The sequence below is a fragment of the Kaistella montana genome (assembly GCF_024436175.1).
Taxonomy (GTDB): Bacteria; Bacteroidota; Bacteroidia; order Flavobacteriales; family Weeksellaceae; genus Kaistella; species Kaistella montana.
Window position 1 is genome coordinate 820860 of the sequence record NZ_JANFQP010000001.1, and the last position, 16722, is coordinate 837581.

The window sequence follows — 16722 nt, forward strand, 5'->3', positions numbered from 1 at the left end:
TCAACTTCAATTAATAAAAATCAATAGACATGAAGAATTATTTCATTGATGACCTACCCGATTATTTTAAACAGTATAAAAAATCCATCAAAAACCCTAAAAAATTCTGGGACAAAATCGCCGACGAAAATTTCGTTTGGTACCAAAGATGGAGCAAAGTGGTAGATTATGATATGCAGGAAGCCAAAATCAAATGGTTTAAAAATGCAAAACTCAACATCACTAAAAACTGTATCGACCGTCATTTGAATCTTCGCGGCGACAAAACTGCGATTATTTGGGAACCCAACAATCCTGAAGAAGAAGCGCAACATATTTCCTACAACGAGCTGCGCGACAGGGTTTGCAAAATGGCAAATGTTTTACGCGATATGGGAATCGAAAAAGGCGATCGCGTGTGCATCTACCTTCCGATGATTCCGGAACTTGCTGTTACCATGTTGGCTTGCGCAAGATTGGGAGCAGTGCATTCTGTGATTTTTGCAGGATTTTCTGCTTCTGCAGTTGCTTCAAGAGTAAACGATTGTGGAGCGAAACTGGTAATTTGTTCAGACGGAAGTTATCGTGCCAACAAAGCCATCGATTTGAAAGGAATCATCGATGAAGCGATGGAAAAATGCCCAACAGTAGAAAAAGTTTTAGTTGTAAAAAGAACCGGCGGCCCTCTAAAAATGAAGGAAGGCAGAGATTTCTGGCTTGAGCCTTTATATGAAAAAGCACCTGCAGATTTTATTTCTGTAATTATGGATGCCGAAGATCCTTTATTTATCCTTTACACTTCAGGTTCAACCGGAAAACCAAAAGGAATGTTACATACTTGCGCAGGATATATGGTTTATACCGCCTATACCTTCAAAAATGTATTCAATTATAAAGAAAATGATGTTTATTGGTGTACCGCAGATATCGGTTGGATTACCGGACATTCTTACATTTTGTATGGTCCGCTTGCGAATGGTGCTACGACGGTAATTTTTGAAGGTGTTCCTACTTATCCGGAACCAGATCGTTTTTGGCAAGTAATTGAAAAACACAAAGTTACCCAATTCTACACCGCTCCTACTGCAATTCGTTCTTTAGCAAAAGAATCCTACGAATGGGTTGAAAAACATGATTTATCGAGTTTAAGAGTCATAGGTTCTGTTGGTGAACCTATTAATGATGAAGCTTGGCATTGGTATAACGATCATGTCGGAAAGAAAAAATGCCCAATTGTCGATACTTGGTGGCAAACCGAAACCGGCGGAATCATGATTTCACCAATTCCTTTTGTTACACCAACTAAACCTACTTATGCTACCCTACCATTGCCGGGAATTCAACCTGTTTTGATGGATGATAAACGAAACGAAATCACCGGAAATCAGGTAGATGGAAACCTTTGTATTCGTTTTCCATGGCCGGGAATTGCACGCACAATTTGGGGCGATCATCAGCGATACAAAGAAACTTATTTCACTGCTTTTCCTGGGAAATATTTTACCGGAGACGGCGCATTGCGTGATGAAGTGGGATATTATAGAATTACCGGTCGTGTAGATGATGTGATTATCGTTTCTGGTCATAATCTTGGTACAGCGCCTATTGAAGACAGCATCAACCAACATCCGGCGGTTGCGGAATCTGCGATTGTGGGTTATCCTCATGATATCAAAGGAAGTGCACTTTATGGTTATGTAATTTTAAAAGATACCGGTGAAGGAAGAGATCGCGATAACTTAAGAAAAGAAATCAACCAAGTAATCAGCGATACAGTCGGGCCAATCGCAAAACTCGACAAAATACAGTTTGTAACAGCATTACCAAAAACCCGTTCCGGAAAAATTATGCGTAGAATTCTAAGAAAAATTGCTGAAGGCGATTTCGCTAATTTTGGTGATACTTCTACCCTGTTAAACCCAGAAATTGTGGATGAAATTAAAAATGAGAGAATTTAAATAACCTTCTCATTCTTACTAATGAATTTCGGAATTATAAAATTTTTAGTTCATTTACTTTAAATACAAAAAAAATCATCTCTATATTAGAGATGATTTTTTTTAATTATTAATGTATTTAAAAACACTAATAAAACATAATGTTTTTAACTCACCAAAACTTCTCCGGCCATTATTTCAGGGATTTCAACGCCCATCACTTTCAAAATGGAAGGTGCGACATCACCTAATTTTCCGGGTTTAAGTTTCCAAGTATGATCTTTATCCATCACAATCAAAGGAACGAGATTGGTTGAATGCTGTGTATTCGGGCTTCCATCTGGATTTTTCATCACATCGGAATTTCCGTGATCGGCAAGAATAAATACTGCGTAACCATGTTCGTAAGCCGCTGTAGCAACTTTTTCAATGCATTTATCCACCGTTTCTGCTGCTTTTACCGCTGCTTCAAAAACTCCGGTATGTCCTACCATATCAGTATTGGCAAAATTTAAACAGATAAAATCGGCAGTTTCATTTTCAATTTCAGGAAGAATTTTTTCGGTAATATCATATGCGGACATTTCCGGTTTGAAATCGTAGGTTGGTACATCTTTCGGACTCGGACAAAGCAATCTTTTTTCACCTAAAAATTCGGCTTCACGACCACCTGAGAAGAAAAATGTAACGTGCGGATATTTTTCAGTTTCGGCAACTCTGATTTGGGTTTTCCCGTTTCTTTCGAGAATTTCGCCCATTGTTCCTTCCAAAACATTTTCATCAAAAACAACTTTTACATTTTTGAAATCTTTATCATAGTTGGTCATCGTCACATAATAAAGATTCAAATGGTGCATGCCATAATCCGGAAAATCCTGCTGTGAAAGCACTTCTGTGATTTCTCTACCCCGATCAGTACGGAAATTGAAACAGAAAACAACATCTTCCTCATCAATCGTTGCAACAGGAAGGTGACCATCTTTAAGACAGACAATCGGTTTCAAAAATTCATCGGTAACTCCTTCTGCATAAGATTTCTCAATTAATGAAAGAACATCTCGAGTTTCTTCTCCCACTCCATTTACCATCACATCATAAGCCAATTTCACTCTTTCCCATCTTTTATCACGATCCATCGCGTAATAACGTCCAATCACAGATGCCAATTTTCCGGTAGTATTTTTCATGTGATCTAGAAGATCTTCAATGAATCCTTTCCCAGAATGTGGATCACAATCGCGACCATCGGTGAAAGCGTGTACATAAACCTTATCATTGAGACCATATTCGTGTGCAGCACTAAGCAATCCTTTCAAATGGTTGATATGAGAATGCACTCCACCATCAGAAACCAAACCTATAAAATGGACTTTTTTATTATTTTTTGAAGCATATTCAAATGCCTGAGTAATCACATTTTCTTTGCCTAAAGTTGCGTTTTCCACGGCCATATTGAGCTTTACCAAATTCTGGTAAACTACTCTACCCGCACCCAGATTCATGTGTCCAACTTCTGAATTCCCCATCTGTCCGAAAGGTAGTCCTACCGCAATTCCGCTTGCTTCAAGCGTAGTGTGAGGAAATTTTTCATAACAAGAATCTATAAATGGTGTGTTGGCTTGCGCGATGGCCGAAACTTCTGGATTAAGGCCGATGCCCCATCCATCAAGTATTGCTAAAATGGCTTTTTTTGACATTTTTAAAGTGTATTTAATAACTGCAAATTTAGTGAATTGTGATGAATAAAGCTTTTAATCTTCACATACATTTTAAACTCATCGACAGATAATTTTCTCGAATGCTTTTCTGGCTGAACCTCGAAAATAAACCTCTCCGCAATAAGTATATCCTAATTTTTCAAGGATTTTAAGCATCGAAATATTGTCGAAATTAGTGTCTACTTTAATACTGAAAACTTGTTGTGCTTTTGCTATTTTTTCTATTTCTTCAAAAAAATGAGTTGCAACTCCTTTGCCTGCAAACTCGTTTGATACAGCAACTCTGTGTATTACAACATAAGGTTCATTACTAAGCCAGTTGCCTTCTATCTCCTCATAAGCTGGCTCTATATCGAATATTATTGCTGCATAGGCTGCTATTTTCCCGTCAATTTCGAGAAGGTATCCATAATTGTTTTCGATATCAGATTGAACGGTTTCCAAATTAGGATAACCATTTTGCCATTGGGAACTTCCGTCTTGTTTTCTTCTTTCAATGGCTTGTTGAAGGATTTTCCAGATGTCTTGTTGGTCGGCTGTTGTTGCTTTTCTTAACGAATAATTTTCTTTAAAATCCATCCTTTTTTTTATTTTACAAATTTAAAGATGTTTTTCTTTTATTTTTAAATTAAAAAAACAGATTATCTAACGACAAAACACACTTTTTCAGTAAAGGTTCTATTTTTATTGCAAAAAATACAATTCCTATTCTAATTTCATGTTAAACTTATAAATATGAAGCCTCTCTAGCCATCTATTTATTCCGTTATTCATTCCCATTTGCTCGGCAATTTTCCAATATTTAAGCTCGGAACAAACCAACTTGATAAACTCGAGTTCCCATGAGGGAAATTAATTTTGCTTTCATAGTTCTTATATTTATTCAAATTTACTTTATATTTGAAAAGAATAATAGGTGAAAACACCCTTTTTGCTCAACACTTCATTTATTTTATAAAATGTCTTTAGAAAATATCAGTAAAAATTACGAGAAAATCAGCCATTCTTTGCCGGAAAATGTACAACTTGTGGCGGTTTCAAAAACTCATCCTGTAGAAAAAATTCTAAATGTTTATCAGTTAGGACAAAGGGTTTTCGGGGAAAATAAAGTTCAGGAACTTACCGAAAAATATCCGCTTCTGCCCAAAGATATTCAGTGGCATCTCATCGGACATTTGCAAACCAACAAAGTAAAATATATTGCCGAATTTATCGATACAATCCAAAGTGTAGATTCTGAGAAACTACTCGAAGAAGTAGATAAACAAGCAGCAAAACACAACCGAAAAATTAAAGTGTTGTTGCAAGTGAAAATTGCAGAAGAGGAAACCAAATTCGGGCTCGAAATTCACGAAGCCAAAGAACTTTTTCAGGATTATATGAACGGGAAATTCCCCAATGTAGAAATTACCGGGTTGATGGGAATGGCCACTTTCACGGATGACAAAAAACAAATCGCCAAAGAATTCACCCTGCTCAAACAAATTTTCGATAAACTTTCGCTTCAGAAAAAACTCGATACCCTTTCAATGGGAATGAGCGACGATTATCAATTAGCCATCGAATGTGGAGCCAACTCCGTAAGAATTGGTTCTGCCATTTTCGGATACAGACAATATGACGTATAAACCGTTTTAGGTACGATTATTGCTGAATAATTTGCAAATTTTAAATAGAATTTTTATTAAATCCATAATTTTTATACTTAATGCAAAGAATCTTAATTGTAGAAGATGAAAAAGCCATTTCAGGCGTACTCCAAAGCATCTTATCTGATGAATTACCTGATTACGAATTTGCCATTGCTGAAGACGGTTTAGAAGGCTATAAACTTATTGAAAAAGAAGATTTCGCTTTGGTTGTTTCCGATATTAAAATGCCCAAACTTTCCGGCACCGAATTGTTGAAACAAGCTTTACAAATAAAACCAGACACCACTTTCGTGATGATTTCCGGCCACGCAGATATTGATACTGCCGTTGCATGTCTGAAAGAAGGTGCTTATGATTTCATTTCAAAACCTATCGACATCAACCGATTGATTATCAGTGTTAAAAACGCTTTAGATAAAAGAATTCTTCAAAAAACCAATCAAGTACTGAATGTTGAAAATTCTACTTTAAAAAAGAAAGTCAACAAAAAATACCAAATGATCGGCCAATCTCCTGCATTGAAAAAAATTCAGGATATGATCGAAAAAGTAGCGACTTCAGATGCACGAGTGCTCATCACAGGTCCCAACGGCGCAGGAAAAGAATTGGTTGCTCATGCTATTCATTCGCAAAGTGACCGTAGCAAAGGCCCAATGATTGAAGTAAATTGTGCTGCAATTCCTTCAGAACTCATCGAATCTGAACTTTTTGGTCATGTGAAAGGTAGTTTTACCGGTGCAATTAAAGATAAACAAGGAAAATTCGAACTTGCTCATAACGGAACCATTTTCCTCGATGAAATTGGTGACATGAGCCTTATTGCACAAGCGAAAGTGCTTCGTGCGCTTCAGGAAAGCAAAGTTTCGCCGGTAGGAAGCGACAAAGAAATCAGAGTTGATGTAAGAGTTTTGGCTGCTACCAACAAAAATATGCAGAAAGAAATCGCTGAAGGGAAATTCCGTGAAGACCTTTATCACCGACTTTCTGTAATTGAAATTTACGTACCGCCATTGGATGAGAGAAAAGAAGATATCAAACTTTTGGTAGAACATTTCTCTAAAATAATTTCTGATGAACACGGAACTGCCAAAAAAGAATTCGATGAGAAAGCCATCAAAGCCCTCGAAAATTTCAGTTGGACCGGAAATATCCGCGAGCTGAGAAACGTGATCGAAAGACTCATTATTTTAGGATCGAATCCGGTTTCCGCAGAGGATGTTGCGAGTTTCGTGAGAAAATAATTATCATTAAATTAAAAGAAATAGAAGAAGTTTGCAGTATTTTTGCCGCAAACTTTTTTTTATGAAAATACTCAATAAAGAATACACTAAAGCTTGCCTTACCCTCGCTCTTCCTGTAATGATTACACAAGTAGGTCAGGTTTCTGTTAATTTATTCGATAATATTATTGTTGGTAAACTTTTGGGAGCACAAGCATTAGCATCGGTTTCCTTAGGAAATGCCGTGTTTTTCTCGATTTTTGTATTTGCTTTAGGATTTTCATTTGCCATTCCGCCTTTGGTTTCCGAGGCGCATTCTCAGGATAAGCACGACACTATTAATTCTGTATTCCGACATGGATTTGTCATTAATTTGGGAATCGGTTTTCTACTGATGTTGTTGCTGTTTTTCTCTTTACCACTTCTCTACCACATGGATCAACCGAAGGAAATTATTCCCGACACCATTGGTTTTTTGGGGATTATGACTTTAAGTATTCTGCCTTTTATGGCATTTCAAACGTTGCGCGAAGTGTCCGAAGGTTTGTCTTACACCATCGGAGTTACTAAAGCGACGATAATTGCCAACGTCATCAATGTTGCATTAAATTATGTTTTCATCAAAGGAATGTTCGGTATTTCACCGATGGGCGTTGAAGGTTCGGCACTTGCGAGCTTAATTGCAAGAATTTTCATGATGGTATTTCTCTATTATGTACTCTTAAAAGAAGAAAAAACAAGAAGATACATTAAAGATTTCTCATTGAAAATTTCCGAATTTTCTAAGGCGATGTTTACCAAAATGTTGAAAATCGGATTCCCTACTGCATTGCAAATGTTTTTTGAAGTTACTGCCTTTGCAGGAGCAGCATTTATCTGTGGATTAATCTCTGCGAAAGACATTGCTTCACACCAAATTGCGCTTTCTATGGCGTCTTTTACCTTTAATCTTTGTGTCGGATTCAGTGTTGCTTCTACCGTTCTAATCGGAAGAAAATTGGGTGAACAAGATTATACTGGTTTGAAAAAAGTCGGCATCAACAACCTGAAAATTGTTTTCATCTTCATGTTTGCTTGTGGCCTCATCTTCATCTTCGGACGACACATTCTTCCGACTTTTTTCACCAAAGCTGAAGACGTGGCGGTGATTCAACTGGCTGCGCAATTGATGATTATCGCTGCATTATTTCAACTTTCAGATGGAATTCAGGTCGTGGCATTGGGTAGTTTAAGAGGTATTCAGGATGTGAAAATTCCTTCTATCATTACCTTTATCGCTTATTGGGTGATTGCCATTCCATTAGGATATTTTCTTTGTGTAACCATGAAAATGGGAGCTTTCGGGATGTGGATCGCTTTGGGATTAGGCCTTACTGTTTCTGCAGTTCTTTTGGTAACGAGGTTTCTTACGCTTTCTCAAAAGAAAATTAATGCCTTCGAAAAAGGTAAACTGGCTTAATTATCCTTCAGAATTAGAATTATTTAAATAAAAAATCAGAGTTTGAAAAATTGTTTCAAACTCTTTTTTTGCTTTAGACTCAAAATTATTAAAACCATTTTTATAGGATGCGGAATCATTTCCCCTCATCGTTAAACCTTTTTAATTCATCGCTGAATCTTTTTAATTCAACGTTGAATTCTTTAAATTATCAAAACCTATAAAATAAAAAAGCCGCTTCAAATGAATGAAACGGCTTTCTATTAACAATAAAAAAACTATAAATTATACTATATGTTTCGGTGTGAAACCATCGTCGCTGAGTTCTTGATGCTCATAATCGGCTTTTATTTCAGCTTCGTAATCGATCTTTTCATGTTTGCCCATTCTTCTAAGCAATGAATCGAAAAGCGAGTAAACTACCGGTACAATGATCAAAGTAAGGAACAAAGATGATGTTAAACCTCCGATAATTACCCAAGCCAAACCGTTGTTCATCTCGGCTCCGGCTCCTTTCGCCAAAGCAATTGGAAGCATCCCGAAGATCATCGCAATGGTGGTCATCAAAATCGGACGAAGACGTGCGTGATTCGCCTGAATCAATGCATCATGAGTATTGGCTCCTGCGGCTTTTCTCATATTGGCAAAATCGACAATCATAATCGCATTTTTCGCTACCAAACCAATCAACATAATCATTCCGAGCATAGTAAAGATGTTCAATGAATTTCCTGTCAATGCAAGAATCACCATCACCCCAATTAATGCCAAAGGAATTGAGAACAATACCACGAAAGGATACACAAAACTGTCGTAAAGCGAAACCATTACCAAATAAACTAAAATAATAGCGGCCAACAAAGCAATTCCTAAAGTTCCGAAACCTTCAGTTTGGTTTTCCATATCGCCGCTCCAAATGTAGTTTACGCCTGCTGGTTTTGTTTTTTCATTATCCATGAACATGGCAGACCATTCGGTGGCTACATCACCTACCGGACGACCTACAACTTTGGAAAGTACTTTCACCGAAGGCGATTTGTCTCTACGCTGAAGCAAACTTGGTCCTGAACTCATTTCTACGTTGGCAAACTGGCTGAGTCGGATTTGTTCGCCTTTAATATTCGTGAACATCAGATTTCTTACATCTTCAATGGATTTTCTGTTGTTATCTGCAAATCGGATGTTGATGTCGTATTCATACTCACCAGCTCTGAATTTTCCGTCTGTGTTTCCATTAAATGCTGTTTGCATCGCTTGTCCCACGCTTGAAAGATTTAAACCTAACGCAGACATTTTATCTCGGTCAATATTCACCTTTACCTCTGGGCTTCCGGTATCGGTAGATAACTCAGAATCTACAGCTCCAGGAACTTTTTTCAACAATTCGAGAATTCTGTTCGCCTCTTTGTTTGCGGTTTCGTTATCAGGAGCGGTTACTACCATTTCGATTGGGGCATTATCAGCTCCCATCAATCCGATTGGTGCTGTTTTAAATTCTACACCGGTGAATTTTTCTTCTAAATCTCTTTTGAATTTAGCCGACATGATATCGGTACTTTCAGAACGTTCGGATTTATCATTCAAAATTACCTGAACTTCGGATTGATAAGCCGTTGCCTGTGCTCCACCAAAACCGGATGATTGCTGACCAACGGTGGTAATTAAATTTACTACATTCGGGTTGTTTCTCAAATATTTTTCAACTTGAAGGGTAACCTGGTTGGTTTTTTCGATGGTAGCATCTTTAGGCAATTCCATTTGAACAAGGAACTGTCCGCGGTCCGTTTTCGGGAAAAATTCACCCCCAATAAATCCGAAAGCCACCAACAACATTGATGAAATTAAGATGATAAAGGTAATAACCACTGTCATGATTCTTCTTAAACCGGTTTTCAGACACCATTCCAAAATTCCCGTAATCCAATGAGTGAATTGGTCTAATTTCGTTTCAAACCAAAGGATGAATTTTTCAAAAGGATTTTTACCGGTAAGGTGTACTACTTTCCCAAATCTAGATGACAACCAAGGAATAATGGTAAATGAAGACAACAAAGAGAACAATGTGGCAATAACTACCGTAACACAAAACTGCGCTAAAATATTGGAAACCAAACCGGAACTCATCGCGATTGGTAAAAATACCACGACAATTACCAAAGTAATCGCTGTTACTGTAAAACCAATTTCGGAAGCTCCGTCGTATGCTGCACGAATTCGGCTTTTACCCATTTCCATGTGACGGTAAACGTTTTCTAAAACCACAATCGCATCATCCACAAGAATACCTACTACTAAGGAAAGCCCAAGTAAACTCATCAAGTTCAAAGTATATCCCATTAAATACATTCCGATGAACGTCGAAATCAACGAGATTGGGATGGAAACCATTACGATAAATGCGTTTCGGATATTGTGAAGGAACAACAACATTACAATCGCTACCAAGATAATTGCCAAAACCAAATCGAAGATTACGTGATCAGCAGATTCTAAGGTAAAATCAGTAGTATCATCTACAATATTTAATTTTACACCCTGAACTTTGTAATTATTGGTTACCTCAGCCATTGTTTTTTGAATGCTTTCGGAAACTGCTACGGCATTCGCATCAGATTGTTTTTTCACCTGCATCAAAATCGTAGGATTCTGGTTGTATCTCGCAATTTTATCAACATCTTTCTGCGTATCGAAAACGGTTGCAATATCCGATAAACGAATTTGCGCTCCATTTTTAGAAGAAATGACAAGATTATTCATTTCTTCAACAGATTTGTATTTTCCGGATAATCTGATGGTAGATTTTGAGGTTCTGGATTTTAAACTTCCAGTCGGGAAATCAAGGTTTGATGAAAGAATTGCTTGTTGCACTTCACCGATACTGAGACCGTAACCTTCCAGTTTTTTATCATCAATACTCACTTGGATTTCTCTTTCCTGACCACCGATAAGATCAACCTGCGCTACCCCATTTACACGGGAAAAAATCGGTTCAATTTTCTTATCAAGCAAATCATAAAGTTCTTTGCTGTTCAGCTTATCACTCGAAATACTCATCGTGATGATAGGAAGATCATCCAATGAAAATTTATTGAGTGAAGGCGCATCCGCATCATCCGGAAGTTGAGATAAAATGGCGTTTACTTTACGCTGAGCATCATTCAAGGCATAATTTACATCAGCACCTGCATTCAGCTGCACCATAATTACCGAAAGACTTTCGTAAGAAGAAGATTCTACTTTTTTTACGTTTTCTAAAGCACCTACAGCATCTTCGATTTTTCTTGTTACCGAAGTTTCCACTTCACTTGGTGACGCTCCAGGATACACTGTGGAAATCGTCACCATATTGGTTTCAAATTTCGGGATGAGCTCGTATCCCATCATGGAATAACTAAGCAAACCACCTAAAGTAAGTATCGTAAACAAAACGATAATTAGCGATGGTCTTTTAATTGATATTTCTGCTAATTTCATTTTATTACTTTACAATTTTTATTTTTGATCCGTTCTCTAAATTGATTTGTCCGCTGGTGATTACTTGTTCTCCGCCATTCAAACCACTGATGATTTGCACTTTATCACCATATACTTTTCCTGTTTGTACTTTCACAAGTTTCGCAGTACCATTTTGAACGATGAATAACTGGCCAGAACTTACTCCGTTTACGAAAGCTTCCGCTGGAACAACGAGCATATTTTGGTTTTCAGCACCATAATTAGTTTTGAACAATGCGGTTGCATACATACCAGCTTTTAAGCTTCCATTGTTGGCTACTTCTACTTCTACTGGGAAATTGAGGGATGCATCACTTTTTGGAGCGATAAATGAAATTCTACCGGTGAAAGTTTCATCAGGCAAAACATTAACGTTAATAGCAACTTGCTGACCGATTTGGATTCTTCCAACTTGGCTTTCATCCACCAAAACGGAGAGTTTCAAACTATTAATATTAACGATTTCAAACAAAGGTGTTCCTGGAGAAACTACTGCTCCCGGCTCTACCATTTTTTTATTGATCGTTCCGCTGATACCGGCTCTCACTTTGGTATCATTCATTTTTACACCTTGAGCTCTTAATGCCGCTTGTGCATTTTTCAGCTGAAGTCTGGAGTTATCCAATTGTTGCTTGGTAACACCGCCTGTTTTGTAGGCATTTTCGTAACGTTGGTTATCGATAATTGCGTTTTGTAAATTATTTTGAGCTTGGGTTACATCAACCTCAATCGCATCTCTTTTAATACTTGCCAAAACTTGTCCGGCTCCTACTCGCGATCCTTCTTTTACGTAAACACTCACCACACGTCCGGAAATATCCGCAGATTGATTGGTTTCTTGTTTCGGAATGAAAGTTCCGTTGGCGGAATAATCGGTATTGATGTTTTCGCGGGTTGCGGTGATTACATTTACATTGATTTTGTCAACTTGTCTTGCTACTTCAGCAACTTCTTTTTCTTGTTTTGCTTTATTTCCTGCAATTTTATAGGCTCCCAAACCGATGAGTACCGCTGCTACGATGATATATATTAAAGTTTTCTTCATGATCGTTTTATTTTAAATAAGTTTTAAGTTCTCCTTTTGCTTTGTAATATTGAATTTCTGCGATTTTGTATTCTAAAACAGCGTTACTGTAGTTGTTTTTTGCTTCTACCAAGGCGTTTTCAGCTTCTAATAATTCGGTAAGCGTCGCTAAACCATATTGATAATTATGCTTGGTATTTGAAGTTACCGTTTCAGCAAGACTTACGTTGGCTTTTTGATTTTCTAAAGCCAAAAGACTGTTCTCGATTTGCGATTTTGCATTTTGATAAGACAAATTTAAACTGAGTTTAGTGTCCTTGAGATTCACTTCCAACTTATCCAATTCTATTTGTGCCATTTCAACACGAGCTTTCGTAGCAAAACCATTAAAAATAGGAATATTCACGCCCAAAGTAATCGCAGAATAATCTGCCCAATAAACACCGTTTTTCTCGCCATTGGTCAAAGGAAATTTATTACCCAATCCTTGCCAGCTGTAATTGGCATTGAGGTTTACTGTTGGATAATACGCTGCTTCTACGGCTTTCTTATTGTATTGCAAAAGTTCTTTTTGCTTGTTCAATATTTTAATCTCGGATCTTTCGTCGGTTCCTACAGTTTCATCCAACAAATGTGGAGTAATTTCCATATCAGATTTTACCAATTCTATTTTGTTCTCAATCGGCATTCCCATATAGAATTTCAAAGCATTTTCTGCCTGATTAATGGCATTTTGCTGTTGCTTCAGAAGTGTATTAATGTTGGTAAGATTCACGTTGGTTCTGTCCAAATCTATTTTTTTAGCCAGCCCGTTATCAAATAAACTTTTAATGATATTTCTAGCCTTCTCGGTACTCGCATAGCTGCTTTCCAAAGTTTCTTTCTTTTGCTGAATGGTAAATACCTGAAAATATGCATTGGAAACTCTCTCGATAATCTGCTCTTCAGTAAGTTCCGCATTGAGTTGATAAAATTCTTTAGTCGATTTCGCAGCTTTAAGACCTACAAACACTTGCTGATTAAATAATGCTTGAGACAATTGCAACCCTGCGCCGGCGTTCCATTTTTGGCCCATCGTAATCAACTGAATATTACTTGGTCCACCGCTGAATGCGCCCACATCTAATGCGGTAGTTTGCAAAATTGGGTTGTAAGTAACGTTGGCAACGCCATTAATTTTTGGTAGTGCGCCTGCTTTCGCTTCCATGATTTGATAATCGGCATTGCGAATATCCAGTTTTGCATTTTGTGCTTCTGCCTTATTTTGCAGCGCATACTCGATGGCTTGTTTCAGGGTAACAGTTTGCTGCGCCTGCAACTCGGTAATCGAGAAAGCAAAAAGCAGCACTCCGAGCGCCATTTTTCTCCAGTTAGTCATTATCTATTGAGTTATTATTTGTTAATAATTTTGTTATTTTTTTCCTTAAATCGTTTCTCCTTTACATACCGTATTTTTCAGATAATCCTTACCTTTTTCAGTGGTGATGGCGTACATGAAAAATTTCATCGCTTCATTATTAAAATAGGTTCTTTCGATTTTTTCTGTATTGAAAAAAGGAGAACTGTCGTAGGACATGATCAATTGAAAAAACATCTTACCATACAGTTTCTCATCAAAATCGTGTCGGTAATACCCTTGTTCTCTACCTCTTAAAATATTATGGATGATTACTTCGGAGAATCTTTCAGAAAAATGCATCATATGTTGATTGAAAATCGCCGGATAATATTTAATCAACTGGCGAATGAGCAATGATTTATTGGTTTCAACAGCCTTTTCGATCTCTTCATCGCGGCAGAACATTCTTTCGATTGCATTTTCAACTTCAATATCCAACTGGTTAAGTTTTTCAATTACTCCATCTAATTTAAATTGAAGAACATCACTTAAAAGCGCATCTTTGTTGGTATATTTTTGATAAAGAGTTTTCTTGGACATTCCGAATTCTTTGGCAATATCATCCATCGTCAACGTTTTTGCACCGTTTTCGATAAACAGATCAGCTACTTTTTCTAAAAATTTTTTATCCATCATTACAATTTGAAGCGGCAAAAATACAAAAGAAAACTAAAAAACAAAAAAAGTTTCCTAGTTTATTTTAATTTAATTGTCGAAAATTTTTCACTGGAAACTTTATTTAATATTTTCATTAAGAATTCATATCAAAAAACCACCAAAGTTGCATTATCAAAAGAAAATCTCTGGCATTTACATTGATATTTTTTTAGACGTTACTGTCGATCATTTTACTTTAAATCATTCTGATAATTATCTTCCATTTTAAGTTCATCACAAAAAAAGCAGAATTCATCATTCTGCTTTTTTGTATAAGTTATGTTCTTTTTTATTTCACCAAACTATGATCAATGGCAAACTTTACCAGTTTTGAAGAATTATTGATATTCAGTTTCAGCATGATATTTCTTCGGTGAGACTCCACGGTATGAATCCTGATAAAGAGTTTTTCGGTAATTTCTTTCGTTCGCAAACCTTCACAAATGAGATTCAGCACACCAATTTCTCTGGCAGTAAGTTCTTCTATTCCACCTTCTTTTTTTTCATTATCACTTACGTTACAGATGTAATTGAACAAATCGTTTTTAGTATTTTCATTGATATAAATTCTTCCGCCAAGTGCACATTGAAGCGATTGCAAAAACTCAGCGGAATTGGTATCTTTTCCTAAATAACCTTTTATTCCTTTTTCAAAATATTTTTTGATCGTTTTCATATCCGAATTCCCCGACAATATAATCATTTTCAAATCTTTATTCATCGAAAGCCATTGTTCGATATGTTCAAAAGATTCTAAAATACTTTCACCGGTTAGATTAAGAATTAAAATCTCCGTTTCGGTTGAAATGTGTTGTTCAATCTCTTCTGAATGAGTAACATGAACAATTTTGTGAGATTTCGTGAATCCGTTTTTTTCAAGAAATTCCTGTATTAATTCCAGGAAAAACAGATGATTTCCGTAAATAGTAATTTCTTTTTTCATGATTTTTGTTTTGGCTAAGCTACTAAAAATCATTTAATTATAACAAGGTGAAAACACCCATTTTTTTATTTAATGAGAAATTTATAAGAATATTTAATGAAAAACTAAGCAGATTTATGGATATAACGGGAAAGTTTAATTCCCAGATCCGTCCATACAATTTTTGAATTGGCGTTTCTTTCCAGATGATAATCGGCGGCAGAAATTTCCTCCAAAATAGCTTCAATATTGGCTCCATGAATAAATTTGGAAAAACTTTCCCATTTGAAACCTCCAGAATCTATTTTTTTATACACCAATGTTTCGCTTCCGTAATTCTGAAGCAAAGCCAGACGAAACATTTCGGCACAATAATCTAAAAAACTTTTCTGTTTTTCGCGGTTCCAACTTGCGATATTGCGTCCCCAGAAAACAATATTTTTCAAAAATTCAGGCTTCTTTTTTACTTGGAAAGCTTCGCGTACCCAGTTGATAAATAGTTGTTCAAACTCAGAATCTGTATTTTCAGTAAGCAAAAGTTTCTGCGCAGCATTCCAATTTCCTTGGGATTGAAAAACAATTTCTTTTAGTTTTTCTTCACTGACGCCATGGTTTTTTGATAGGAAAGTCTCAAGATCTTCGTCTTGAATTCTGGGAATTTCCACCAGTTGGGTTCGGGAGAGAATGGTGGGCAAAATATTATCGATATTTTCGGCAGTGAGGATGATGATAGTATCTTTCGGTGGCTCTTCTAAAAATTTCAGGAACTTATTAGCGGCAGAAATATTCATTTTATCTGCTTGCCATACGATGAGAATTTTACTTCCTCCTTCGAAGCTTTTCAATGCGAATTTTTTGTTCAGCTCATCGATTTCATCAGCATAAATCGTGAGTTGCTTATTCTCCGACTCCAAAATCCGGCTCCAATCTTCGTTGTTGGCATAAGGATTTTCAAGGATCATTTCTCTGAAGTTTTCTCTGAAATTATCCGCAAGGCCACTGTTTTTTTCTTTAAAAACCGGAAAACTAAAATGCAAATCCAAATGATTCAAATGCTCCACTTTCGTTGACGAATGTTCGTTTTCTTTATGGAAAATTTCTTTAGCAAAAGCCATTGCCAACGGCAAAGTACCGTAACCTGCCTTTCCTATGAAAAGTTGGGCATGACCTACTCTATTATTGTAAATGCTTTCTTTGAGGAGATTTTTCAGTTTTTCCTGACCTACGATTTGTTCCCAGTTCATTTTTCAAAGATAAATAATTTTTGACTGAAAATATCTT

At 36.6% G+C, this 16722-nt stretch carries 12 protein-coding genes; 4 read left to right on the forward strand and 8 right to left on the reverse strand.

Going from position 1 to position 16722, the window contains the following annotated elements; translation table 11 throughout:
• Positions 1-29 precede the first annotated feature (29 nt).
• A complete protein-coding gene (gene acs, locus NOV28_RS03835; RefSeq protein WP_255927741.1) occupies positions 30-1937 on the forward strand; it encodes an acetate--CoA ligase in 1908 nt (635 codons plus the stop codon).
• A gap of 146 nt (positions 1938-2083) precedes the next feature.
• Here the strand turns inward: acs and gpmI are convergent, their stop codons facing one another.
• Positions 2084-3613, reverse strand: a complete 1530-nt coding sequence (gene gpmI, locus NOV28_RS03840) for a 2,3-bisphosphoglycerate-independent phosphoglycerate mutase (protein ID WP_255927743.1) — start codon at positions 3611-3613, stop codon at positions 2084-2086.
• Between the two features lie 78 nt (positions 3614-3691).
• On the reverse strand, positions 3692-4213 hold the full coding sequence (locus NOV28_RS03845) for a GNAT family N-acetyltransferase (RefSeq protein ID WP_255927745.1): 522 nt from the start codon (positions 4211-4213) through the stop codon (positions 3692-3694).
• Between the two features lie 380 nt (positions 4214-4593).
• On the opposite strand from NOV28_RS03845, the gene NOV28_RS03850 reads away from it, so the two are divergent.
• From NOV28_RS03850 to NOV28_RS03860, 3 genes are all read left to right on the forward strand, one after another.
• The gene (locus NOV28_RS03850) at positions 4594-5262 is read left to right on the forward strand and encodes a YggS family pyridoxal phosphate-dependent enzyme (RefSeq protein ID WP_255927747.1); all 669 of its coding nucleotides are present in this window, start codon (positions 4594-4596) and stop codon (positions 5260-5262) included.
• Between the two features lie 80 nt (positions 5263-5342).
• Positions 5343-6527 carry a sigma-54-dependent transcriptional regulator gene (locus tag NOV28_RS03855; RefSeq protein WP_255927749.1) on the forward strand — a complete coding sequence of 395 codons (1185 nt, stop codon included), beginning with the start codon at positions 5343-5345 and terminating at the stop codon, positions 6525-6527.
• A gap of 61 nt (positions 6528-6588) precedes the next feature.
• Positions 6589-7965 carry an MATE family efflux transporter gene (locus NOV28_RS03860; protein WP_255927751.1) on the forward strand — a complete coding sequence of 459 codons (1377 nt, stop codon included), beginning with the start codon at positions 6589-6591 and terminating at the stop codon, positions 7963-7965.
• Positions 7966-8229: 264 nt separating this feature from the next.
• On the opposite strand, the gene NOV28_RS03865 is transcribed toward NOV28_RS03860, so the two are convergent.
• The 6 genes from NOV28_RS03865 to NOV28_RS03890 all read right to left on the reverse strand — a co-directional run bounded on the left by NOV28_RS03865 (position 8230) and on the right by NOV28_RS03890 (position 16685).
• Positions 8230-11418, reverse strand: a complete 3189-nt coding sequence (locus tag NOV28_RS03865; protein ID WP_255927753.1) for an efflux RND transporter permease subunit — start codon at positions 11416-11418, stop codon at positions 8230-8232.
• Between the two features lie 4 nt (positions 11419-11422).
• Positions 11423-12484 (reverse strand): efflux RND transporter periplasmic adaptor subunit, encoded by a 1062-nt coding sequence (locus NOV28_RS03870; RefSeq protein WP_255927755.1) that lies wholly within the window; start codon positions 12482-12484, stop codon positions 11423-11425.
• A 7-nt stretch (positions 12485-12491) separates the two neighbouring features.
• Positions 12492-13841: a TolC family protein gene (locus NOV28_RS03875; protein WP_369413213.1), complete on the reverse strand. Its 1350-nt coding sequence runs from the start codon at positions 13839-13841 to the stop codon at positions 12492-12494.
• 45 nt (positions 13842-13886) lie between these two features.
• The gene (locus tag NOV28_RS03880; RefSeq protein WP_255927757.1) at positions 13887-14495 is read right to left on the reverse strand and encodes a TetR/AcrR family transcriptional regulator; all 609 of its coding nucleotides are present in this window, start codon (positions 14493-14495) and stop codon (positions 13887-13889) included.
• A gap of 313 nt (positions 14496-14808) precedes the next feature.
• Positions 14809-15462 carry a LuxR C-terminal-related transcriptional regulator gene (locus tag NOV28_RS03885; protein ID WP_255927759.1) on the reverse strand — a complete coding sequence of 218 codons (654 nt, stop codon included), beginning with the start codon at positions 15460-15462 and terminating at the stop codon, positions 14809-14811.
• Positions 15463-15566: 104 nt separating this feature from the next.
• A complete protein-coding gene (locus tag NOV28_RS03890) occupies positions 15567-16685 on the reverse strand; it encodes a DNA polymerase III subunit (RefSeq protein ID WP_255927761.1) in 1119 nt (372 codons plus the stop codon).
• Positions 16686-16722 lie beyond the last annotated feature (37 nt).

Excerpts from the sequence above, each read along its gene's own strand:
- acs (WP_255927741.1), top strand. The coding sequence starts at position 30 with ATGAAGAATTATTTCATTGATGACCTACCCGATTATTTTAAACAGTAT.
- gpmI (WP_255927743.1), bottom strand. The coding sequence starts at position 3,613 with ATGTCAAAAAAAGCCATTTTAGCAATACTTGATGGATGGGGCATCGGC.
- NOV28_RS03845 (WP_255927745.1), bottom strand. The coding sequence starts at position 4,213 with ATGGATTTTAAAGAAAATTATTCGTTAAGAAAAGCAACAACAGCCGAC.
- NOV28_RS03850 (WP_255927747.1), top strand. The coding sequence starts at position 4,594 with ATGTCTTTAGAAAATATCAGTAAAAATTACGAGAAAATCAGCCATTCT.
- NOV28_RS03855 (WP_255927749.1), top strand. The coding sequence starts at position 5,343 with ATGCAAAGAATCTTAATTGTAGAAGATGAAAAAGCCATTTCAGGCGTA.
- NOV28_RS03860 (WP_255927751.1), top strand. The coding sequence starts at position 6,589 with ATGAAAATACTCAATAAAGAATACACTAAAGCTTGCCTTACCCTCGCT.
- NOV28_RS03865 (WP_255927753.1), bottom strand. The coding sequence starts at position 11,418 with ATGAAATTAGCAGAAATATCAATTAAAAGACCATCGCTAATTATCGTT.
- NOV28_RS03870 (WP_255927755.1), bottom strand. The coding sequence starts at position 12,484 with ATGAAGAAAACTTTAATATATATCATCGTAGCAGCGGTACTCATCGGT.
- NOV28_RS03875 (WP_369413213.1), bottom strand. The coding sequence starts at position 13,841 with ATGACTAACTGGAGAAAAATGGCGCTCGGAGTGCTGCTTTTTGCTTTC.
- NOV28_RS03880 (WP_255927757.1), bottom strand. The coding sequence starts at position 14,495 with ATGGATAAAAAATTTTTAGAAAAAGTAGCTGATCTGTTTATCGAAAAC.
- NOV28_RS03885 (WP_255927759.1), bottom strand. The coding sequence starts at position 15,462 with ATGAAAAAAGAAATTACTATTTACGGAAATCATCTGTTTTTCCTGGAA.
- NOV28_RS03890 (WP_255927761.1), bottom strand. The coding sequence starts at position 16,685 with ATGAACTGGGAACAAATCGTAGGTCAGGAAAAACTGAAAAATCTCCTC.